General features: G+C 62.8%; 17 protein-coding genes. 9 read left to right on the forward strand and 8 right to left on the reverse strand.

The window, feature by feature from the left end; all coding sequences use genetic code 11:
* Positions 1-54: 54 nt before the first annotated feature.
* Entirely contained in the window at positions 55-1242 is a 1188-nt protein-coding gene (gene dapE, locus KUG85_RS08695) for a succinyl-diaminopimelate desuccinylase (RefSeq protein ID WP_223005238.1), read from the forward strand.
* Positions 1243-1839, forward strand: coding sequence for a transporter (locus tag KUG85_RS08700; protein ID WP_223004890.1), 597 nt, complete (start codon positions 1243-1245; stop codon positions 1837-1839). It begins immediately after the preceding gene.
* Positions 1840-1861: 22 nt separating this feature from the next.
* Here KUG85_RS08700 and KUG85_RS08705 read toward each other — a convergent pair whose 3' ends face one another.
* Entirely contained in the window at positions 1862-3037 is a 1176-nt protein-coding gene (locus KUG85_RS08705) for an MFS transporter (RefSeq protein ID WP_223004891.1), read from the reverse strand.
* Positions 3038-3088: 51 nt separating this feature from the next.
* Between KUG85_RS08705 and KUG85_RS08710 the strand changes: the two genes are divergently transcribed.
* On the forward strand, positions 3089-3631 hold the full coding sequence (locus KUG85_RS08710) for an Lrp/AsnC family transcriptional regulator (protein WP_223004892.1): 543 nt from the start codon (positions 3089-3091) through the stop codon (positions 3629-3631).
* On the opposite strand, the gene truA is transcribed toward KUG85_RS08710, so the two are convergent.
* The 3 genes from truA to def all read right to left on the reverse strand — a co-directional run bounded on the left by truA (position 3625) and on the right by def (position 6014).
* Positions 3625-4368 (reverse strand): tRNA pseudouridine(38-40) synthase TruA, encoded by a 744-nt coding sequence (truA, locus tag KUG85_RS08715; RefSeq protein WP_223004893.1) that lies wholly within the window; start codon positions 4366-4368, stop codon positions 3625-3627. The two genes, KUG85_RS08710 and truA, sit on opposite strands and share 7 nt — an antisense overlap.
* A gap of 55 nt (positions 4369-4423) precedes the next feature.
* Positions 4424-5359 (reverse strand): methionyl-tRNA formyltransferase, encoded by a 936-nt coding sequence (gene fmt / locus KUG85_RS08720; RefSeq protein ID WP_223004894.1) that lies wholly within the window; start codon positions 5357-5359, stop codon positions 4424-4426.
* Positions 5360-5483: 124 nt separating this feature from the next.
* Positions 5484-6014 (reverse strand): peptide deformylase, encoded by a 531-nt coding sequence (def, locus tag KUG85_RS08725; RefSeq protein WP_223004895.1) that lies wholly within the window; start codon positions 6012-6014, stop codon positions 5484-5486.
* Between the two features lie 98 nt (positions 6015-6112).
* Between def and KUG85_RS08730 the strand changes: the two genes are divergently transcribed.
* Both KUG85_RS08730 and KUG85_RS08735 read left to right on the forward strand, forming a co-directional pair.
* Complete coding sequence (locus tag KUG85_RS08730; protein WP_223004896.1) at positions 6113-7381, forward strand: DNA recombination protein RmuC; 1269 nt, start codon at positions 6113-6115, stop codon at positions 7379-7381.
* 51 nt (positions 7382-7432) lie between these two features.
* Positions 7433-8668, forward strand: a complete 1236-nt coding sequence (locus KUG85_RS08735) for an MFS transporter (RefSeq protein ID WP_223004897.1) — start codon at positions 7433-7435, stop codon at positions 8666-8668.
* 67 nt (positions 8669-8735) lie between these two features.
* On the opposite strand, the gene hisG is transcribed toward KUG85_RS08735, so the two are convergent.
* The 4 genes from hisG to KUG85_RS08755 form a co-directional block, all read right to left on the reverse strand.
* Positions 8736-9428: an ATP phosphoribosyltransferase gene (gene hisG, locus KUG85_RS08740; RefSeq protein ID WP_223004898.1), complete on the reverse strand. Its 693-nt coding sequence runs from the start codon at positions 9426-9428 to the stop codon at positions 8736-8738.
* Positions 9425-10543, reverse strand: a complete 1119-nt coding sequence (locus tag KUG85_RS08745; RefSeq protein WP_223004899.1) for an ATP phosphoribosyltransferase regulatory subunit — start codon at positions 10541-10543, stop codon at positions 9425-9427. The genes hisG and KUG85_RS08745 overlap by 4 nt, the downstream gene beginning before the upstream one ends.
* A 217-nt stretch (positions 10544-10760) precedes the next feature.
* A complete protein-coding gene (locus KUG85_RS08750; RefSeq protein WP_223004900.1) occupies positions 10761-12401 on the reverse strand; it encodes a histidine--tRNA ligase in 1641 nt (546 codons plus the stop codon).
* Positions 12402-12509: 108 nt separating this feature from the next.
* Positions 12510-14432 carry a TadE/TadG family type IV pilus assembly protein gene (locus KUG85_RS08755; RefSeq protein ID WP_223004901.1) on the reverse strand — a complete coding sequence of 641 codons (1923 nt, stop codon included), beginning with the start codon at positions 14430-14432 and terminating at the stop codon, positions 12510-12512.
* 234 nt (positions 14433-14666) lie between these two features.
* Between KUG85_RS08755 and KUG85_RS08760 the strand changes: the two genes are divergently transcribed.
* From KUG85_RS08760 to KUG85_RS08775, 4 genes are all read left to right on the forward strand, one after another.
* The gene (locus tag KUG85_RS08760) at positions 14667-15527 is read left to right on the forward strand and encodes a TIGR01459 family HAD-type hydrolase (protein WP_065816282.1); all 861 of its coding nucleotides are present in this window, start codon (positions 14667-14669) and stop codon (positions 15525-15527) included.
* A 9-nt stretch (positions 15528-15536) separates the two neighbouring features.
* Entirely contained in the window at positions 15537-16535 is a 999-nt protein-coding gene (locus KUG85_RS08765; protein WP_255606315.1) for a bifunctional riboflavin kinase/FAD synthetase, read from the forward strand.
* Between the two features lie 227 nt (positions 16536-16762).
* Complete coding sequence (gene ileS, locus KUG85_RS08770) at positions 16763-19819, forward strand: isoleucine--tRNA ligase (protein ID WP_223004902.1); 3057 nt, start codon at positions 16763-16765, stop codon at positions 19817-19819.
* A 200-nt stretch (positions 19820-20019) separates the two neighbouring features.
* Positions 20020-20688, forward strand: a complete 669-nt coding sequence (locus KUG85_RS08775; protein WP_083212944.1) for a hypothetical protein — start codon at positions 20020-20022, stop codon at positions 20686-20688.
* The last annotated feature ends 33 nt before the right edge of the window (positions 20689-20721 follow it).

A 20721-nucleotide genomic window follows, 5' to 3' on the forward strand; every position in this document is an offset into this window, starting at 1 on the left:
AGGCTGGGCCGCTTGTTGCGTGACAGCGGCCTGATGTTGGATTATCCCTTGCGCATGACACTGCCGACCGATCCCGCCGCGAATCTCGCCGAACTCATCCGCTGCCCCTCCGTCACGCCGGCTGAAGGCCGGGCGCTTTCCGTGCTTCAGGGCATGCTGAAGGCGCTTGACTGCTCGGTCGAGCGCCCGATCTTCTCCGAAGAGGGCACGCCCGACATCGAAAATCTCTATGGCAAGCTTGCAGGCGAGGGCCCGCACCTCATGTTCGCCGGTCACACCGATGTGGTGCCGCCCGGCGATGAAGGTGCATGGAAGCACCCGCCCTTTGCCGCCGCCATTGCCGATGGCCAGATGTATGGCCGGGGTGCCGTCGACATGAAGGGCGGCATTGCCTGCTTCGTGGCCGCACTCGCCCGCTATGTGAAGACCCGCGGCAGGCCGAAAGGCTCCGTCTCTTTCCTCATCACCGGTGACGAGGAAGGCCCCGCCATCAACGGCACGGTCAAGCTTCTTGAATGGGCCGTGGAACGCGGCGAGAAGTGGGACGCATCGATCGTCGGCGAACCCACCAATCCGGACCGGCTTGGCGACATGATCAAGATCGGCCGGCGCGGTTCGCTCACAGGCCGCATTACCGTCAATGGTCGCCAGGGTCATGTGGCTTATCCGCACCGGGCAGACAATCCGGTGCCGGGCCTCATGCAGCTGCTTGGCGCACTCCTCGAAAAGCCCTTCGATGAAGGCACGGTCGATTTCCAGCCGAGCAATCTGGAAGTCACCACGGTTGACGTGGGCAACACGGCGACAAACGTCATTCCCGCAAAGGCGACAGCGGTCTTCAACATCCGCTTCAACGACACGTGGAGCGTGGAAAGCCTGCAGGCCGAAATCCACAACAGGCTCGACCGCGCCGCAGAAGAGAATCGCCTGCGCAAAGGCGCCGAACAGCCAGTCGATTTCGACATTGACTGGCTTGGCCGCCCGAGCCCCGTCTTCCTGACGCGGGACGAGAAACTCGTCGAAACCCTGTCGGCTTCGGTCGAGGCCGTAGTCGGTGTACGCCCGGAACTCTCCACCTCCGGCGGCACCTCAGATGCACGCTTCATCAAGGACCATTGCCCCGTGGTGGAGTTCGGTCTTGTCGGCCAGACCATGCACATGGTCGATGAGCGGGTGGCGCTGTCCGATCTTGAAACCCTGACGCAGATCTATCTGCGTTTTCTTCAAGACTGGTTTGCCTGAATGCCCTCCTTCGCCGAGATCCAGCAGTATTTTGCCGGTGTCTGGCGCATGATGATGGGGCGTTCGGAGGGGTTGCGCCTGCTTGATCTGTCGGCGGACGGTTTCTGGAATTCATTTTTCGCCATTCTCGTCGCTGTTCCGCCCATGGTGGTGGGATGGGTGACGATTTCCAACGAACTGGCGGGTGCAGATGTTTTCAGCTCCCGCTTTTCACTGTTCGCGCGGTTGCTGCTGACGGACCTGGCGACCTGGGTCCTGCCCTACGTTATTCTGGCGCTCGCCGCGCGCCCAGCCGGCGTTGCTGATCGTTTCGTGCATTACGTGGTGGCGAGCAACTGGGCCTCTGCCCTGTTTTCCTGGGTCATGCTTCCTGTCATGCTCCTCCAGCTGCTTTTGCCGGAGGCTGCCGATCTCACGGGCTTTTTGACCTTCCTCGTTTTCATCGGCACGATGATCCTGTCCTGGCGCCTCACCAATGTCGCCATCGGCAAGGGGCCAGCCGTCGCAACGGCTGTGTTCGCGGCCATGTTTGCGGCGTCCCTCGCGGTGCTTTTCACGGCAGAAGGGCTGCTTGGCCTGTCGCGCGGAGTGGGTTAGGGGCAGGGCCCAAGCAAGTCTCTCAGCGCGCGGCCGACAAAGCGGCAACCAGCGTCAGGAGGGCTGCCATTGCCGCGGCCGCTGGCAGTCCAAACCCGGCATAAACAGGGCCGAAGCCCAGCGTGCCGGCAAAGGCGGCGATATAGGTGGTGGCACTGTTCAGCCCCATGATCGCCCCGCGTCTGGCGGGCGCGATGCCGCTCAGCCGCACGATCAGCATGTTGAGACCGAGATGGTTTGCCAGACCCCACACAAAGGCCACGGCAAGCAGGATGCCAAAGCTATGCGCACCCCACATCATGAAGAGGTAGATCGCAGCCACGAAGGCAAAGGCAAAGGGCAGAAGATTGTGAGCGCCGAGGCGCTGAACGGGTCTGTCGAGCAGCACCGCTCCGCCAAATCCGAGCCCGTAGACCAGTGTCAAAAGTCCGTTCGCGCTAACGGGTTTGCCAAGTGCACCGGCAAGATGGGCGCCGATATAGCCATAAACGCCGTAGAACGAGGCCATGAAAGCACCGCAGGCCAGCAGCAGCGGAAGAAGACCCGGCGTGCGAAGGGCTGCCAGCGGCGCCATGGCGGGCTCGTCGGATGGCGTGTCGCGCCGCCCGTTGAGAGCCAGTATCAGAAAGGCGCCCACGGCCAGCAGACATACAAGGGCAAACACGGCGCGCCAGTGCAATATGTCTGCCAGCACCGCTGAAAGAGAGACACCGGCGACAAGACTGAGCGTCCAGCCTGTCAGAACGATCCCCACGGTTTCCGTCTCGCGCCCGGCAGGGGCAACCGTAGCGGCATTGGTATAGATCGCCGGCAGGGCGACGCCCGCAGCAAGCCCCGCGACAAGCTGCGCGGCCACCAGCATCGCCAGAACCGGGGCGAGCGCGCTGACACCGAGTGCGGCTGCAAGCGCTGCAAAGGCCAGCCGCAGCATGCGCCATGCGCCGAGACGGTCGATATGGCGCGCCAGAAAAAGGGCGCTGCCAGCCGTGCCCAGGCCGAAAGCGGCCGAGGCGATCATCACACCCTGAACCGAAGCGTCGAGCGAACGTGAAACCTCCGGTGCGATCGGGGATAGAACAAGCGAGTTGCAGCCGATCACGGCGACGCATCCCGTCAGCAGAAAGACGGCCGGCGGAATGCGGCCGTCGAGCGCGAGCGCCAGAGGCTCTTCGATAGGCGTTTGATTGATCTTCGACATAAGCGCATAGTGACCGAATGAAATTAAGCATCAATCGGAAAATGCCGAACCATGAAAGAAACAGATGATATTCGCTCGCTGGCTGCCGCGACACAGCAGCTGGACCCGATGGACCGAAAAATATTAGCCGTTCTGGTCGAGGATGCGACAGTCAGCTACGCCGAGCTGGGCAAGCGGGTGGGCCTTTCTGCACCCGCCGCCCATGAACGGGTCAAGCGGCTCAAGAAAAGCGGTGCGATTCGCCGCATGGCGGCGTTGATCGATCCGGGCGCGGTGGGCAAGGGGCTGCTCGCCTTCATCCATGTGGACACGAGCGGCTGGGGCAAGACGCCGGCATTGATGGCAATCGCCGAGTGTCCCGAGGTGGAAGAGGTGCATTCGGTGGCGGGCGATGCCTGCATGTTGCTGAAAGTGCGCGCGGCTTCGACCCGCGCGCTGGAAGGTCTTCTTGCCCGTCTCTATGACACGCCGGGCGTCAAGGCCACACGCAGCTATGTGGTGCTCTCCACCTATCTGGAGCGGCCACCGCAGCCGGGTGTCACCTTGTCATGGCCGGTGCCGAAGGCCGCGCGGCCGGCGGAGATCGTTCAGTAGTCCACACGCGTGAGATAGAGCCCGTGCGGCGGGGCGACCGGGCCGCAGGCCTTGCGATCGCGGGCTTCAAGCGCCGCCGTCACGTCGTCTGCACTCCAGCCACCTTCGCCCACACGCTTCAGCGTTCCCGCGAAGGACCGCACCTGGTTGTGCAGGAAGGAGCGGGCCGAGGCGCGGATTTCCACGAATTCGCCATTGCGCGTTACTTCCAGCTTTTCCAGCGTCTTGATCGGACTTTTTGCCTGACACTGAGCGGCGCGGAACGTGGTGAAATCATGCGTTCCCACCAGCCGCTGCGCCGCCTCGTGCATGGCTTCCGCATCGAGCGGTGCCGCCACATGCCAGGCATGGGCGCGGTCAACGGTCAGGGGCGGGCGGCGGTTGTGAATGCGGTAGAGATAGTGCCGGGCTTTTGCGGAAAACCGCGCGTCGAAATCGTCCGGCACCTGCGCGGCCTCGATCACGGCAACCGTCTCTTCCGCCATGGCGAGATGTGCGTTGATTGCATTTTGCACGGTGCGGGCGGTCCAATCCCGCGAGAGGTTGAAATGCGCCACCTGTGCCAGCGCATGAACGCCCGTGTCGGTGCGTCCCGCGCCAAACAGTGTCACCTCCTCCCCGGAAAACGCGGCAATGGCATTCTCCAGTGCCGCCTGCACGGAATGGTGCGTCGCCTGCCGCTGCCAGCCAAAATAGGGGCCACCATCATATTCGATGTCGATGCGAAAACGCGCCATGGTCAAAGCCCGCCCGCGCTTGAGGGACTGGCCGCGCGAAGTGCAATCAGGGCAATCATGGAAGCACGGTCCCTTTGCCGAGCTTCGCCCCGCGCAGGAAGTCCACGGCGCGCATCGGCTTGCCGCCTGCGCGTTGCACTTCGGTCAGCTGCACCGCGCCATCGCCGCAGGCAATCGTCAGGGCGTCGTCCAGAACTTCACCGGGCGCGCCTTTGCCGTCGGCGCGTTCGGCCCGCAAAAGCTTGACGCGCTCCGGCTTGCTGCCGAGGGTCATTTCGCACCAGGCGCCGGGAAAGGGTGAAAGCCCACGAATGTGATCGTGAACCGCGCGGGCAGGGCTGTTCCAGTCGACGCGGGTTTCATCCTTCAGGATTTTCTTGGCATAGGTCGCGCCCTCCTCGGGCTGCGGTGTCAGCGTGAGCGCCCCTTTTTCGAGCGCATCCATGGCTTCGACCATGAGAGAAGCGCCCGTTTCCTTCAGCACATCGTGCAGTTCGCCGCCGGTCATGTCCGGGGTGATGGCAACGCGGGATGTCATGGCCACGGGTCCGGTGTCGAGCCCTTCGTCCATCTTCATCACCATCATGCCGGTTTCTGTGTCTCCGGCCATGATCGCGCGCTGGATCGGTGCAGCCCCTCGCCAGCGGGGGAGAAGCGAGGCGTGACCGTTGAAACAGCCAAGCCGTGTGCCTTCCAGAATGGGCTTTGGAAGAAGAAGCCCGTAAGCCACCACGATGGCCGCATCCGCTTCTAGCGCGGCAAACGCGGCCTGTTCGTCCTCGCCCTTGAGCGATTTCGGCGTCCGCACCTCGACACCGAGCGCTTCGGCCGCTTGATGAACGGGCGACTTGGTGAGCTCCAGTCCGCGTCGTCCGGCAGGTCGCGGCGGCTGCGAATAGACGGCGACGATCTCGTGCCCGGCCCCAGCCAGCGCCTGCAACGTGCCGACGGAGAAATCCGGAGTGCCCATGAAGATGAGACGAAGTGCCATGCCGCGTGTCCGATGCGTTCAGTCAGTCAAACGAGCGCACCCGCGCTCCTGCGGTGCTTGAAGCGGATTTATCCGCTCCCGGTCAAGCCCTGCAGGGCCAATTGCCTCACATGGCAGGACTGGATCAGCCGACCATGCGCGCGGGCGGACGGTCCTTGGCGAGTTTCCTGAACTTGCGCACCACCATGTCGCGCTTGAGCTTCGACAGATAATCGATGAAAAGAACGCCGTTCAGATGGTCGATTTCGTGCTGCAGGCAGGTGGCGAGCAGGCCGTCGGCCTCCACCGTCTGCTGCTTGCCGTCCAAATCGAAATAATTGACGGTCACGCCGGCAGGCCGCTCCACTTCCGCATAGTAATCGGGAATGGAAAGGCATCCTTCCTCATGCACATTGCGCTGATCGGTGCTGGCAACGATCTGCGGGTTGATCACCACCATCGGCGCCGGCTCTTCGTCCTTCTCCGAAACGTCGATCACCAGCATGCGCAACGGCTCGCCGACCTGAATGGCGGCAAGGCCGATGCCCGGCGCGTCATACATGGTCGCCAGCATGTCGTCGGCGAATGTGCGTAACTGCTCGTCAAAGCGCTCGACCGGTTTGGAGGTTTCGCGCAGGATCGGGTCAGGAAGAAGAACAAGTGGTTTAATCGTCATGGCAGTCAGGTAAGCCCTGCCTGCGGGAACGTCAATACGGAACGCCTGTTCACGTTTTGGTCTTATGGTGCCATTGCGAATCGTCTAGAGTGCCGCGCATGAACGAGATGTCCGACATTTTCTCCACGCCCGTGGCGCAGCTTGGCGCGAGCACATTCACGCTTGGCCAGCTCTTGCTTGCCGGCGGCGTCCTGCTTTTTGTGCTGATGGGCGTGCTTGTCACCGGCCTGTGGCGCGCCGCGCGCGCGCGGGCGGTGGCGGCAGTCGAGGCTGCCCAGCACGCCCGCGAGGCGGAAGCCCGCATGGCCGAGCTCACCCGGGCGCAGGCCGAGCTTCAGGGGCGTATGGGCTCGATTGCCGAAGTGTTCGGCAGCCGGCAGGCGGAATTGACCAAGGCCCTGTCAGACCGGCTCGACGGCATGAGCTCGCGGCTTGGCCAGTCCATCACCGAGCAGACCAGATCGACGCATGAGAACCTCGCAAAACTGCAGGAGCGGCTGGCGGTCATCGACACGGCACAGAACAACATCCAGTCGCTCGCCGGCCAGGTGGTGCAACTGCAGCAGATCCTCTCCAACAAGCAGACGCGTGGCGCCTTTGGCCAGTCGCGCATGGAGGCAATCATCGCCGACGGCCTGCCGCACACGGCCTATGAGTTTCAGGCAACGCTCTCCAATGGCAGCCGGCCCGACTGTGTCGTCAAGATGCCCAATGATGCGCCCTCGCTGGTGATCGACGCCAAGTTTCCGCTTGAAGCGTGGAATGCCATTCGCGCGGCATCCGAAGGTGAAGGTGGTTCTCCCGAAGCCCGAAAGGCCGCAGAATCGGCGTTTCGCCGGGATGTCGAGGTGCATATCAAGGCGATCTCGGAGAAATATCTGCTGACCGGCGAGACGCAGGATACGGCCTTCATGTTCGTGCCGTCGGAATCCATCTTTGCCGAGATCCATGAAAATTTCGAAACCCTCGTTCAGCGTGCTCACCGGGCACGGGTGGTGATTGTTTCGCCTTCGCTCCTGATGCTTTCGATCCAGGTCATTCAGGCCGTTCTGAAGGATGCGCGCATGCGCGAGCAGGCACATTTGATCCAGGCCGAAGTGGTGCGCCTGATGGAGGATGTCAGCCGGCTCGATGACCGGGTGCGCAAGCTGCAGACCCATTTCATGCAGGCCAACAAGGACATCGACATGATCCTCACCTCGACCGACAAGGTCACCAAGCGCGGGGCGAAGATCGAGGCGCTGGAGCTGGGCGCGGGCGAGGCCGAAAAGTCCGGAGGAAGCGACAACCGTCTGGCGCCCAAAAAGTCGAACGATGAGGGCGGACCGGGTGGCGGACAACTGCGCCTGCGTGTGGTTGACGAATAATCCCTGTGTGCGCGGGAACGGTCGGGCCTCCGGGCTGAGGGGAAAGTGAAGATGGCGAGCGCTTCCGTTTCAGAGCCTGGCTACAGGCGCATGATCACGGCGCTCGGCATTGCCCAGATTTGTTCCTGGGGCTCGATCTTCTACAGTTTCCCGCTCATCGCCGAAGCGATGCGGATGGAGCTTGGCTGGTCAAAGCCGCTTCTCTATGGCGGTGCCACGGCGGGCCTGATCCTCGCTGCACTCGCCGCCTATCCGGTGGGTGCGGCGATCGACCGGGGGCAGGGGCGCTGGGTGATGAGCGGCGCGTCGCTCATGGCCGGGCTTCTCTACCTCCTGTGGTCACAGGTCGACAGCATCGCCCTGTTCTACGTCGTCGTCCCGCTGCTTGGCGGGCTTCAGGCGGCCACCCTCTATGAACCGGCCTTTGCTGTGCTCGCCCGCCGCGTCGGCGCACTGGAGGCGCGGCGCGCCATCACCGCGCTCACGCTTTGGGGCGGCTTCGCCAGCACCGTGTTCGTGCCGCTGGTTCAATGGCTTATCGACATGCTCGACTGGCGCGGTGCGTTGATGGTGCTGGGCGCAATCAACGCCTTCCTGTGCGCCAGCCTCTATGTCGCGGTGATCGACCCCACAAAAGACAGGCCGAAAGAGCCGGCAAGGGAAACCGGAACGCCCGAACTCGCCGGCCGCGCTGCCGTTTTCTGGGCGTTTCGCCAGCCGGTCTTCTGGGCGCTGGTTCTGTTTCTCGTGCTTTATGCCGGCGTTTTCTCCAGCCTGAGCTTTCACCTTTACCCGCTTCTCCTCGAACGTGGATTGAGTGCAGGGGAAGTCGTCAGCATCGTCGCCGTCATCGGCCCGGCGCAGGTGGCGGGCCGCATTGCCATCTGGACTTTTGCGCCCGACGCACCCGTCCGCCGCATCGGCGCGATCATGGTGGGCGTGTTTCCGCTGGTGCTCATAGGCTACGCTTTTGCGCCGCCGCAAATGTTTGTGATTGCTGCCATTGCCGCATTCTATGGCGCTGCCAATGGCATGATGACCATCGTGCGCGGGCTGGCCGTGCCGGAAATGCTGAGCCGCGAGGCCTATGGCGCGATCAATGGCGCGCTGATCACCCCATCCCGCATGGTGGAGGCGGTTGCGCCTCTGGGCGTTGCTGCCCTATGGGCGGCAAGCGGCGGATATGACCTTTATCTGATGCTCGCTTTCGCCGCGACACTGGTCATGGTCGGGGCGTTCTGGACGGCGTCATTCATGGCGCGGCCGAAATTCCCGAAAACCGCCTGAAACGGTGAAATTCCGTTTCATTTTGCGGATTTTTCCGGAATTCCGGTCGAAATTGCAGAAAACGAACCTAGCCTGAAAACCGCTCCGTCAACGCGTCAAGAGCCGCCTGGTCACCCGTGGATCGCTCTCGAAGGGCTGTCACGAGACAGGCCTCGGAACGAAGGATGATTCCGTCGTCAAGCACCTTGAGATGGTTGGCCGTGAGCGTCGATCCCGTCGAGGTGATATCGACGATCACGTCGGCCGAACCCGCTGCCGGCGCGCCTTCGGTTGCGCCGAGGCTTTCCACGATCCGGTAGACCTGAATGCCGTGCTTTTGCGAGAAGAACTGCTGGGTCAGCCGCCAGTATTTGGTGGCGATCCTGAGCCGGCGTCCGTGTCGGTGGCGAAAGTCGGCGGCGACATCGTCGAGATCGGCCATGGTCGACACGTCGAACCAGACCTCCGGCACCGCGACCACCACATCGGCGCGGCCAAAGCCCAGCCTTGCGGCGATCTCCACCTTGCGCTGCCAGTCGGGAATGGTCTCGCGGACGAGATCCTCGCCGGTCACGCCGAGATCGACCGTGCCGCGCTCCAGTTCCCGCGCGATTTCGGATGCGGAAAGGAAGGCGATCTCGACACCGTCCACGCCTTCGAGCTCGGCGCGGTAGCGCCGGTCGTTTTCCGGCAGGTGCACGGTCAGGCCGGCCTTTTCGAGCTGTGCCAGCGCGTTTTCCTTCAGGCGGCCCTTGGAGGGCAGGGCAAGGGTGATGCTCATGCCGCCGTCTCCTTCAGACCTGCCACGCGATCGAGCCAGATGGAAAAACCGACGCCGGGAATGGGCGTCTCCGCGCCCAGAAGGGTCAGAAGCCGGTCATAGCGCCCACCGCCAGCCAACACCGTGCCTGTGGGAGAGGCGATCTCGAACACGAAGCCGGTGTAATAATCGAGCGGGCGGCCGAAGCCGGCATCATAGGTCAGCGCGTCGAGCGGCAGGCCCTCGGCAGAAATCCGCTCAGCGCGCGCGGCGAAGGTTTCGAGCGCATCGTCGAGGATCAGCCCGTTGTCGGCGGCGAAAGCCGAGAGCCGCTCGCCCGCCTCGGCAAACGGCGTGCGCATGGAAACGAAAGCCTTGAGCGCGCTCATCGCTTCGTCCGTCAGCCGCACGCTGCGCAGTTCCGCTTTTTCGATCAGCCGCCGGGCGATCTCCTGCGGCGTGCGTCCGGCTGAGGGTGAAAGGCCTGTCTCTTCCATGACCACGCTGACATGCTCGGCAAGGGCTGCCTCGTCGCCACGGGCCACAAGCCCGGCAACCGCGCGTGGCAGATTGGTTGCCCCCTGCGGGTTGGCGAGATCGTCGAGGGCGGCCTGCAGAAGCTTTTGCGAACCGAAGGCGCGGGTAAGGCGCATCTGCCAACCGCGCGGCAGGCCAAGGGCCGAAAGCACCGCCTCGAACACGGCCTGATCGCCAAGTGTGACGGAGAGCGCATGGCCCGGCAGAACACGCGTCAAAAGCGCATGTGCATCGGCCAGCGAGCGCGCATCCGCGCCGGCGCGGTCGCTTGCGCCAAGATCCTCGATGCCCGCCTGAAAGAACTCGGCTCCGCCCTCGCGCTGTTGTCGGAACACCTCGCCCAGATAGGCATAGCGCTGCGGTGTGGCAGCGCGCTTTTCGATATGGTCGCGGCAGACGGGAATGGTGAACTCCGGCCTGAGGCAGAGATTGGCGCCGGTCTCGCTCTCCGTCAGGAAGATGCGGCGGCGCAGATCCTCGCCCGCCATGTCCAGAAAGGGATCGGCGGGCTGGATGATGGCGATGTCGGTCAGCTCCGCCTCGCGTTCATTGAAGAGTGCGAAGATGTCGTCGGCGAAGTCGGGCGCGCGCAGGGTCATTGGGGCGTGTCCCTGAAGAAGCTGACGTCCGTCATCCCGGCCGACCGGAGGGAGAGCCGGGACCCATTGAGAGGTGCGGCCGGCCACCGCAGAAGAAGCCCGCCGCGCTGACGGGTGCCAAGATCGGAACCGGGCCGCGCACTGTCGCGGTCTTCCAATGGGTCCCGGCTCTCCCTCCGGTCGGCCGGGATGACGGCGTTGGCATCGGCGGCTGTCATCACGCAGCCCCGCCGGCCTGCGCGGCAAGCATTTTGCGCACCGTCTCGACGAGCTCGTCTTCGCTGACGGTCAGCTGCGCCACGCGGGCCTCGCGCCATTCCTCATTGCTTTCGATCTCGGCGGAAAGCTTCTTGCCCTCGATCAGGTCCTTGATCTGCACTTCGCCATTGGCGCGCTCGTCCGCGCCCTGAATGATGGCAAGCGGCGAACCGCGGCGGTCGGCATATTTGAGCTGGTTGCCGAACTTCTTCCAGTTGCCCTGATACATCTCGGCGCGAATGCCGGCAGCGCGCAGCGCCTGCGTGAACTGCTGGTACTTCGCCATCGCCTCCGTGTCGCCATCCATGACGGTGATCAGCACCGGCGGCAGGACGGGATCCTGACCGAGCTTGCCGAGATTCTTGAGCGCGGTCGCCAGACGCGACACGCCGATGGAAAAGCCTGTCGCCGGAACCGGCTGGCCGCGAAAGCGCGAGACGAGCCCGTCATAACGCCCGCCACCGCCAACGGAGCCGAAGCGCACGATCTCGCCCTTCTCGTTGGGGATTTCGGCGGTCAGCTCTGCTTCGAAAACGGGGCCGGTGTAGTATTCGAGGCCACGCACGACGGAGGGGTCGATGTTGATGCGATCTTCGCCGTATCCGGCAGCTTGAATTTGCGTATAAATCGCTAGAAGCTCGCTAACGCCTACGAAGCCAGATGTTGGGTCTCCTACCGGATCTGCCAAGGCCAACGAGATCGGAATTGTCCAAGCTATATCCACTTGTCCCGTATCGCCCGATGCGAACACAGGTTCGCCGTTGACTTTAAAGCTTTGAAGGTACTGCTTCCAAGTAAGAGAGAACTGAGCTACGGCATCTCCGAACTTGACGGCTAAATTTTCTTCTTCCCCGCTTATAATCTCTGGCCGCTGAAAAAGTCTCAGTAGTTTTTCTGCAGCAGAACCCGGCAGATTAGCTCCAGGAGTGAAGTCGCCGCTTTCGTCGCGGCGACCACTGGTAAGCAACTCAGCAACACCTTCGCGTCCCACCTTGTCAAACTTATCAAGACTCCGCAGCACGGTCAGCTTTTGCGCCTCGTCGGTGACGCCGATTGCCTCCATCACGCCGTCGAGCACCTTGCGGTTGTTGACACGGATCACATAGTCGCCGCGGGCAATGCCGAGCGCCTCCATGACATCGGCCATCATCATGCACATTTCGGCATCGGCGGCGACGCCGGGTGCCCCCACCGTGTCGGCGTCGAACTGCATGAACTGGCGGAAACGGCCCGGTCCCGGCTTCTCGTTGCGGAACACATAGCCCGCCCGGTAGGTGCGGTAGGGAAGCTGGATGTCGTTGAAATTCTCGGCCACGTGGCGGGCCAGCGGGGCGGTTAGATCGTAGCGCAGCGAGAGCCACTGCTCGTCATCGTCCTGAACGGAGAACACGCCCTCATTGGGCCGGTCCTGATCGGGCAGGAATTTGCCCAGTGCGTCCGTGTATTCGAAGATCGGGGTCTCGACCGGGTCGAAGCCATAGCGCTCATAAACCTCGCGGATCTTCGCGCACATCTCGTCCACGGCGCGAATGTCGCTCGCATGGCGGTCGACAAAGCCGCGTGGGAGCCTCGCCCGGGTCTTGTCAGCCTTTTTAGCCATGTCGAAATCCGTCCGTGAAAAGAAGAAAACCGCGCCCTGAAAGGGGGCGCGGCTGTCCTAGCCGATCAGAACCGAAGCGGCAAGGCCGACGCGGGAGGTCGCTTGGCGTCAGCCGACGATGCGCAGGTTGGAAAGCTCGTCGCCGATGGCCTTGAAGGCATCGTCCAGATCGCCGCCCGTGGCGTTCCAGAAGAGTTTCACCGGCTTGCCGCTGCCGTCCTTGCGCGTGCGCGAGTCGGAAGAGCAGGCCTTCAGTGCATCGATCTGCTTCTTCTCGGTGGTATCGCGGCTGTCGAGATCGAGTGCGACCGTCATCACGATGATGTTGTCGCTCTTGGCGTTCTCGCAGATGGCGCTCATATGGCTGGTCATCGCCGCCGAATAGTTGCTGTTTGAATAGTTGTATTCGCTGACACCGGTGGCGCCCTTGAAAAGACGGCTTTCGCCCGCCCGGTTCCGCACATAGCCATAGTTGGAGTAGATCGACTTCGAACCGGCGAGGTCGTTTCCGCCGTAGCGATAATTGGAGCCGGAATAGCTCTGCGCGGTGATGCTTGTGGGCGTGTAGTAGGTGTTGGCGCCGTCGGTCAGAACGATCACCACCTTGTCATTGCCTTTTTCGGTGTCCGGACGGCCCTCGCTGAACGGCGCGCGGCCGGAAACAACGCGCCAGCCCCAGGCGAGACCCTCGGTGACATTGGTTGCACCGCCAGCATCCATGCCGTCGATGGCAGTATTAATCTTGTTCAGCCCTTCCACCTTGCCAACATCGGTCAGCGGCGTGATCGGCTTTGTGGTGCAGCTCGCATTCGGCCCTTCGCCGGCCCCGGTTGCAGCCGTCTCCGAAGGTTTGAAGTATTTGGGCATGTAGGCAAGATCCCTTGCGGGATTTCTTCCCACATTGTCATCGTCATCCCACCAGTTGTTGTTGGCGGGGCGCCCCCCATCCGTCTGGTTTGTTTCGTCGGGCGCGAACATGGGAACGAAATAGGTCTCGGGTCTGCTGTTGACAGGCGCATCGTCGTTCAGATTGTACGGGTAGGGACGCATCTCCACACAGCCGCCCCAGTTTGTGTAAGAAGCGGTGACATCGACGTCCTTGTAAATCCAGCCATACGTGAAACAGTGTCCAGCCCAGGAATTAGTGCAGCCCCACTCGCGCTCGCGCTGGGTGCCCACGATCCGCTTCATTTCGTTGTAGAGCGTGAACCGCGTGACCTTCTGGCCCACCTCGTCTCCCCAGGCGCCGCCGCGCTTGTAGTAGACGCCACCGGACAATTCCACGCGCTTGTCCGGATTGTCGTCCTTCATGGTCGACCAGTCGAAATTTTCGTGGTGGATGGGCGAGCGGCCTTCCGTGTCCATCCAGCTTGCACCGGCATTGTCCGCGCCCACATTCACGGAAGCCGCGAACGGTACCACGCCGAACTGTACCGGTTTCTGGATCTGCTTCATCTGCGCGCCTTCGGCGGCGATGGTTTTCACCAGTTCCTTGGCAGCCTTCTTCAGGATTGCCAGACGCTTCTCGAAAGAGCCGGTCGAAGTGTAGTCCATGGAGCCCGAATTATCGAGCACGAGGGCCACTTCCAGCGTGTTTTTGAGCCGGACCTCGCTTTGTGCGCGGAAATCGATTTTCTGTTCCGCATCGGCAGCCTCCCCGCGCAGCTTCTGAAACACGGGATAGAAGATCGGGGCGTACTTCAGTTCCGCTTCCAGCTTCAGCGTGCCGCCACCGGTGTTCTGATTGGGCAGGGTTATGATGAGTTTCGTATTCTCCGGCTTCACGCCGCCGAGGTTCGCTTTAAAGAAGTCCAGTGCGTAGGCCTTGGCCTCCTCGTCGGTGGCACCCTGGGTGAGATAGCGGGCGGTTGCGATGCCGGCCGCATCCAGCGCGTTGAGCGTCATCTGCCGCTGGCGCGAAATCTGGCTGTAATCCACCACGAGCGCGGCAACACCCATGATCGGCGCCATGGCAAGCGCCGTCATCATGGCGAAATTGCCGCGACGGTCATGCACGAATTTCCTGAGCATTTGTGCCACCCCAATATCAGTGCTGGCCCAAATTCGCCCTTGAGTGCTTAACCGGTCGTAACTGGTGCGATCGCGGATGTTTTATTGGTTCCCACCGGGTTAACCCCCTGTTGCAAATGCGTGGCAATTTGCCCGTGCCGATAAAACCGGGTGACAGCGAAGCCCGCATCCGATAATTCCCGGCCTGAGCCATTCCCGCCGCATCCTCAAATGTCCGAGACGACCCGTTTTCCCATGCCACAGGCCCCGCAGATCATCGATACACTCGACCGCCTTACCGGTTCCTATGACGCCGTCCTGTGCGATGTGTGGGGCGTGGTTCACAACGGCGTCAGCGTTTTTCCAGAGGCGTGCGCAGCGCTTTCGCGGGCACGGGCCGCCGGCAAGGCGGTTGTGCTGATCACCAATTCGCCGCGTCCGCACCGGGGCGTTGAGGAGCAGCTTGGCGTGCTTGGCGTCCCCGACGACGCGTGGGACCGCGTCGTGACATCCGGCGATGTCACCCGCGACCTGATCCGCACCGCGCCGCGCCGTCTTTTTCACATCGGACCGGACCGCGATCAGGCAATCTTCGACGGGATCGACGTGGATCTTGTCGAGGATTTCGAGGCTTCGGGCGTGGTGTGCACGGGGCTGTTCGACGACGAGAACGAGACGCCCGAGGATTATGCGGAAATGCTGGAGCGCCTCAGGATGCGCGATCTTCCGTTTATCTGCGCCAATCCCGACATCATCGTTGAGCGCGGCGACCGGCATATCTGGTGCGCCGGCGCGCTGGCGCGCGACTACGGTCTTCTGGGCGGCCGCACGCTGATTGCCGGCAAGCCGCATCGTCCGATCTATGAGGCGGCGTTCAAGGCGGCTGGCGAGATCATGGGGCGCGAGCTTGCGCGCGACAGGGCTCTGGCCATCGGCGATGGCGTGCTGACGGATGTGAAGGGCGCGGATCAGTACGGCATCGACGTGCTCTTCGTCACCGATGGCATCCATGCGCGCGAATATGGCAACGGCAAGGGGCCAGAGCCCGAGCGGCTCGCCGCGTTTCTGGAAACGCACGGCCACAATCCCGTGGCGGCCATTCCGCGTCTCAGATAGGGTGTGCGCGTGGCCGGTCCGATCAAGCGCATTGCATATCTGAAGGATTTGCCCGCCGCGCTGCGCGGCGGTGTGGTCGCCATCGGCAATTTTGATGGTGTGCATCGCGGGCATCAGTCGGTGCTCGAACCCGCGCTGGAGATCGCCCGGCGCGAAAGAGTGCCGGCGCTCGTTCTCACCTTCGAGCCGCACCCGCGCCAGGTCTTCCGGCCCGATGTCCCGCTTTTTCGCCTCACGCCTGCGCCCATGAAGGCCGAACTACTCGGCGCGCTCGGCTTCGATGTGGTGGTCGAACAGCACTTCGACCGCGCATTCTCCGGCCTGTCACCGCAGGAATTCGTCAGCTCCGTGCTGGTTGCGGGCCTTGGCATCACCCATGTGGTGACGGGGTTCGACTTTCATTTCGGAAAAAACCGGGGCGGCACGCCCGAACTTCTCGCAGCCGCAGGAAAGGAAAACGGTTTCGGCGTCACTGTGGTCGATGCCTATGCCGACGAAGGCGGAGCGGTCATTTCCTCAAGCCGCATTCGCGGTCTTCTGGCAGAGGGCGAAGTGGCGGAAGCGGCCGGTCTTCTCGGCTATCGCCATACGGTGGAGGCCGAGGTGAGCGGTGGCCAGAAGCTTGGCCGCACACTGGGCTTCCCGACGGCAAACATGGCGCTCCCGCCTGAGACCGATCTGCGCCACGGCATCTATGCGGTGCGCTTTCGCCGGGCCGATGGCACGCTGCACAATGGCGTTGCCAGCTTCGGCCGCCGCCCGACCGTGACGGAAGAGGGCGCGCCGCTTCTGGAAACCTTCCTGTTCGACTTCGACGGCGATCTCTACGGCGAAACCTGCTCGGTCTCGCTGTTTTCTTTCCTGCGCGGCGAGGAGAAGTTCGACGGGCTCGACCCGCTGGTGGCGCAGATGAAGCGCGACGAGGCGGAGGCCCGCGCGCTGCTTGCCGGGGTGAAGCCCATATCCGCCCTCGATACGGTGCTCGCATTCGACGGGTTGGTCGTGTGAGGCCATTCGCCTCTTTATTCTTGGCGCAGCGTCGGCTAAAAGCCCTTCCCATGATGACACGCGCCGGTTTCATACCGATTGCCATACGAATTATTGGCCCGGCCTTCCGTGCGGCCTGAGTGCTGCGGAAGGTCCGGGTTCTGCCGCGCGTCAAACGCGCATTTTCCGATTTTCCATAATGGCTATGGCGAAGCCCTCCGACGCTTTGCCCACCTCACGGCGATAAAATGACCGATACGTCCGAAAAGATCGACTATTCCAAGACCCTCAACCTGCCGCAGACCGAGTTTCCCATGCGCGCCGGCCTCCCGAAGAAGGAGCCCGAGATCGTCGCCCGCTGGCAGGAGATGGATCTTTACCGCCTCCTGCGCGAGGACGCGGCGGGGCGCGAAAAATTCGTGCTGCATGACGGCCCGCCCTATGCCAATGGCAACATCCATATCGGTCATGCGCTGAACAAGGTTTTGAAGGACATCATCACGCGCTCCTTCCAGATGCGCGGCTATGATTCCAACTATGTGCCCGGCTGGGACTGCCATGGCCTGCCGATCGAATGGAAGATCGAGGAACAGTACCGCGCCAAAGGCAAGAACAAGGATGAGGTTCCGGTCAACGAGTTCCGTCAGGAATGCCGCGAGTTCGCCAGCCACTGGATCAAGGTCCAGTCGGAAGAGTTTCTGCGTCTGGGCATCGAGGGCGACTTCAAGAACCCTTATACGACGATGAACTTCCACGCCGAGGCGCGGATCGCCGGCGAGCTGTTGAAATTCGCCATGTCCGGCCAGCTCTACCGCGGCTCCAAGCCGGTGATGTGGTCCGTGGTGGAGCGCACCGCACTCGCCGAGGCGGAAGTGGAATACCAGGATGTCGAAAGCGACATGATCTGGGTGAAGTTTCCGGTCGTCGGTGCCGAAGGCATTGGAGGAGCGGAAGGCGAGGCCGCTATCTCTGATATGCTCAAGGCCAACGTGGTTATCTGGACCACTACGCCCTGGACGATCCCGGGCAACCGGGCTGTCGCCTATTCGCCGCGCATCTCGTATGGCCTCTTCGAGGTTACGGCAGCGGAAAACGATTTTGGCCCGCAGGCGGGTGAGAAGCTGATCTTCGCCGATGCGCTGGCGGAAGAGTCTTTCGCCAAGGCAAAGCTTGAATACAAGCGTCTGCGCGATGTGTCCGCAGAGATGCTTTCCAACCTCGAATGCGCCCACCCCCTCAAGGGCCTCGGCGGCGGGTATGATTTCACCGTGCCGCTGCTTGCCGGCGATCATGTCACAGACGATGCCGGTACCGGCTTCGTCCACACCGCTCCCGGCCATGGCCGCGAGGATTTTGACGCCTGGATGGATGCGGCCCGCGATCTTGCGGCACGCGGCATCGATCCGGCCATCCCCTTCACCGTGGACGACGCGGGCTATTTCACCAAGGATGCGCCGGGCTTCGGTCCCGACCGCGAAGGCGGCGCGGCGCGCGTCATCGACGACAAGGGCAAGAAAGGCGACGCCAACAAGGCCGTGATCGAGGCGCTGATCGCGCGCAACATGCTTTTCGCGCGTGGCCGCCTGAAACACTCCTATCCGCATTCGTGGCGGTCGAAAAAGCCGGTCATCTTCCGCAACACGCCGCAATGGTTCGTCTATATGGACAAGGATCTTGGCGGCTACGGCCTTCCGGTAGAAGGCCGAGCGTCCGACCGGACGCCGGGCGATGTTTCGCCCGCCCACGCGGAGGCCAGCTCGCCTAGCGAGCGTACGGCCGTGAGCGCAAACCAACCCGACACACTGCGTAGCCGTGCGCTCAAGGCCATCGACGAGACCCGCTTCGTGCCTTCTGCGGGTCAGGCACGTCTGCGCGCCATGATCGCCGACCGGCCCGATTGGGTGCTTTCCCGCCAGCGGGCCTGGGGCGTGCCGATCTGTGTTTTTGCCGATGAAGACGGCAATGTGCTTCAGGACGAGGCCGTCAACCAGCGCATTCTCGACGCCTTCGAGGCCGAGGGCGCGGATGCATGGTTTGCCGAAGGCGCGCGTGAGCGTTTTCTGGGCGAGCGTGCCGGCGAGCCGTGGCAGCAGGTCATGGACATTCTCGATGTCTGGTTCGATTCCGGCTCCACCCACACCTTTACGCTGGAAGACCGGCCGGACATGAAATGGCCCGCCGATGTGTATCTGGAAGGCTCCGACCAGCATCGCGGCTGGTTCCACTCTTCCCTGCTGGAAAGCTGTGCGACGCGGGGCAGGGCGCCTTACGACACCGTCATCACCCATGGTTTCACCATGGCGGAAGACGGCCGCAAGATGTCGAAATCGCTCGGCAACCAGACCTTTCCGCAGGACATCATGAACCAGTCGGGCGCCGACATTCTGCGCCTGTGGGTCGCCACCACCGATTACTGGGAAGACCAGCGTCTCGGCAAGGCGATCATCCAGACCAATGTCGATGCCTATCGCAAGCTCAGAAACACCATCCGCTGGATGCTCGGCACGCTGGCCCATGACACGGGCGAGGATGTGCCGCTGGCCGAGATGCCGGAGCTGGAGCGCTTGATGCTCCATCGTCTGGCCGAGCTCGATGAGCTGGTGCGCAAGGGCTATGACAATTTCGACTTCAAGCGCATCATCCGCTCGCTGCTCGATTTCATGGTGGTCGAGCTTTCGGCCTTCTATTTCGATGTCCGCAAGGATGCGCTTTACTGCGATGCGCCGTCGAGCACGCGCCGCAAGGCTTCGCTCCAGGTGGTCCGCACCCTGTTCGACTGCGTCGTGACCTGGCTTGCGCCCATGCTGCCCTTCACCATGGAAGAGGCATGGCTTGAGCGTCATCCCGAAGCGCGCTCGGTGCATCTGGAGCAGTTCCCCGCCGTGCCGCAGGAATGGCGCGATGCAGCGCTTGCCGAGAAGTGGCGGAAAATCCGTCAGGTCCGCCGTGTCGTCACCGGCGCGCTGGAGATCGAGCGCAAGGAAAAGACCATCGGCTCCTCGCTGGAGGCGGCCCCGGTCGTCTATGTGAACGATGAGGAGCTGCAAAAGGCGATCGCCGACCGCGACATGGCCGAAATCTGCATCACCTCCGGCATCGACATTCGCCATGAGGCACCGCCTGCCGGTGCCTTCGCGCTGGACGAGGTGCCGGGTGTCGGCGTCGTTTTTGCGCGAGCGACGGGCGAGAAATGCGCGCGTTCCTGGCGCTACACGGACGATGTGGGCTCCGATCCGGAATTTCCGGATGTGTCGGCACGCGATGCGGCAGCGCTGCATGAACTCCAGGCGCTCGGCCGCCTTTGAACGGTTGGTGGGGGAAGCTTCGGCACGGCCGATTGCTTCCCGCCGCCTCCTTCGCTACAAATGCCGCCGGGTTAAGGATGCCACGTTGTCGCCGGATTCGTGCGCGACATGCGTGATTTGAGTTTCCCGACGGTCTGGTACAACGGGACGACAAGCAGAATGCATTGCCTTGCCGGCAGCGTTCTGGGAGAGAGGTGGCAGTGAAGAGAACGGAAACCACAACGTCGCGGCGTTCCGCGCGCATGGTTGCGGCTTCGGGCACTTTGTGCCTCTCGGCCGTTCTTTTGTCCGGTTGCATCGGTGCACCGACTTACGGAACCGACAAGCCTGCCGATCAGCAATTGCTCGAAGATGTCACCGGCGTTCTATCGCTTGGCCCGAAGGACAGGCAACGCGTAGAATACAAGCCGCGCGCGGGCATTGTCATGCCTTCTTCGACCGAGGTTCTGCCGCCGCCGCAGGAAGACGTTGCCTCCGCCGGCAACCCCGCCTGGCCCGAATCGCCTGAAGAGCGCCTCGCACGCATTCGCGCGGAAGCGACCGAGAATCAGGACAATCCGTTCTACAAGTCTCCCATCGAGCGCGACATTGGTGTCAATGCGCGTAATGAGGATGGCTTTGTGAACCCGGAAATGGCCAAGAAGCAGCGCGAAGAATACTTCAAGCGCCGCGCTGCCACCGCACAGGGAAGCCCGACCACCCGCCGCTATCTGAGCGAGCCGCCGGTCAACTATCGTCAGCCCGCCGACAGCGCACCCACCGGCGAGCTCGGCGAGGATGAGGCCAAGAAGGCCCGCGCCGCAAAACGTGCCGCGCAGAAGGATGGCGGCGGTTTCGACCTGCGCCGTCTGTGGCCCTGGGGCTCCTGATAGAAATTCCCATAAAAGCGGGCCGTGCGCCCG

Origin of the sequence: Nitratireductor rhodophyticola (assembly GCF_019891355.1) — a bacterium.
In the GTDB taxonomy this organism is placed as follows: domain Bacteria; phylum Pseudomonadota; class Alphaproteobacteria; order Rhizobiales; family Rhizobiaceae; genus Nitratireductor; species Nitratireductor rhodophyticola.

Excerpts from the sequence above, each read along its gene's own strand:
- def (WP_223004895.1), bottom strand. The coding sequence starts at position 6,014 with ATGACGATTAAACCACTTGTTCTTCTTCCTGACCCGATCCTGCGCGAA.
- KUG85_RS08710 (WP_223004892.1), top strand. The coding sequence starts at position 3,089 with ATGAAAGAAACAGATGATATTCGCTCGCTGGCTGCCGCGACACAGCAG.
- KUG85_RS08755 (WP_223004901.1), bottom strand. The coding sequence starts at position 14,432 with ATGCTCAGGAAATTCGTGCATGACCGTCGCGGCAATTTCGCCATGATG.
- KUG85_RS08730 (WP_223004896.1), top strand. The coding sequence starts at position 6,113 with ATGAACGAGATGTCCGACATTTTCTCCACGCCCGTGGCGCAGCTTGGC.
- KUG85_RS08750 (WP_223004900.1), bottom strand. The coding sequence starts at position 12,401 with ATGGCTAAAAAGGCTGACAAGACCCGGGCGAGGCTCCCACGCGGCTTT.
- KUG85_RS08735 (WP_223004897.1), top strand. The coding sequence starts at position 7,433 with ATGGCGAGCGCTTCCGTTTCAGAGCCTGGCTACAGGCGCATGATCACG.
- hisG (WP_223004898.1), bottom strand. The coding sequence starts at position 9,428 with ATGAGCATCACCCTTGCCCTGCCCTCCAAGGGCCGCCTGAAGGAAAAC.
- truA (WP_223004893.1), bottom strand. The coding sequence starts at position 4,368 with ATGGCGCGTTTTCGCATCGACATCGAATATGATGGTGGCCCCTATTTT.
- ileS (WP_223004902.1), top strand. The coding sequence starts at position 16,763 with ATGACCGATACGTCCGAAAAGATCGACTATTCCAAGACCCTCAACCTG.
- KUG85_RS08705 (WP_223004891.1), bottom strand. The coding sequence starts at position 3,037 with ATGTCGAAGATCAATCAAACGCCTATCGAAGAGCCTCTGGCGCTCGCG.
- KUG85_RS08700 (WP_223004890.1), top strand. The coding sequence starts at position 1,243 with ATGCCCTCCTTCGCCGAGATCCAGCAGTATTTTGCCGGTGTCTGGCGC.
- dapE (WP_223005238.1), top strand. The coding sequence starts at position 55 with ATGACACTGCCGACCGATCCCGCCGCGAATCTCGCCGAACTCATCCGC.
- fmt (WP_223004894.1), bottom strand. The coding sequence starts at position 5,359 with ATGGCACTTCGTCTCATCTTCATGGGCACTCCGGATTTCTCCGTCGGC.
- KUG85_RS08760 (WP_065816282.1), top strand. The coding sequence starts at position 14,667 with ATGCCACAGGCCCCGCAGATCATCGATACACTCGACCGCCTTACCGGT.
- KUG85_RS08745 (WP_223004899.1), bottom strand. The coding sequence starts at position 10,543 with ATGACCCTGCGCGCGCCCGACTTCGCCGACGACATCTTCGCACTCTTC.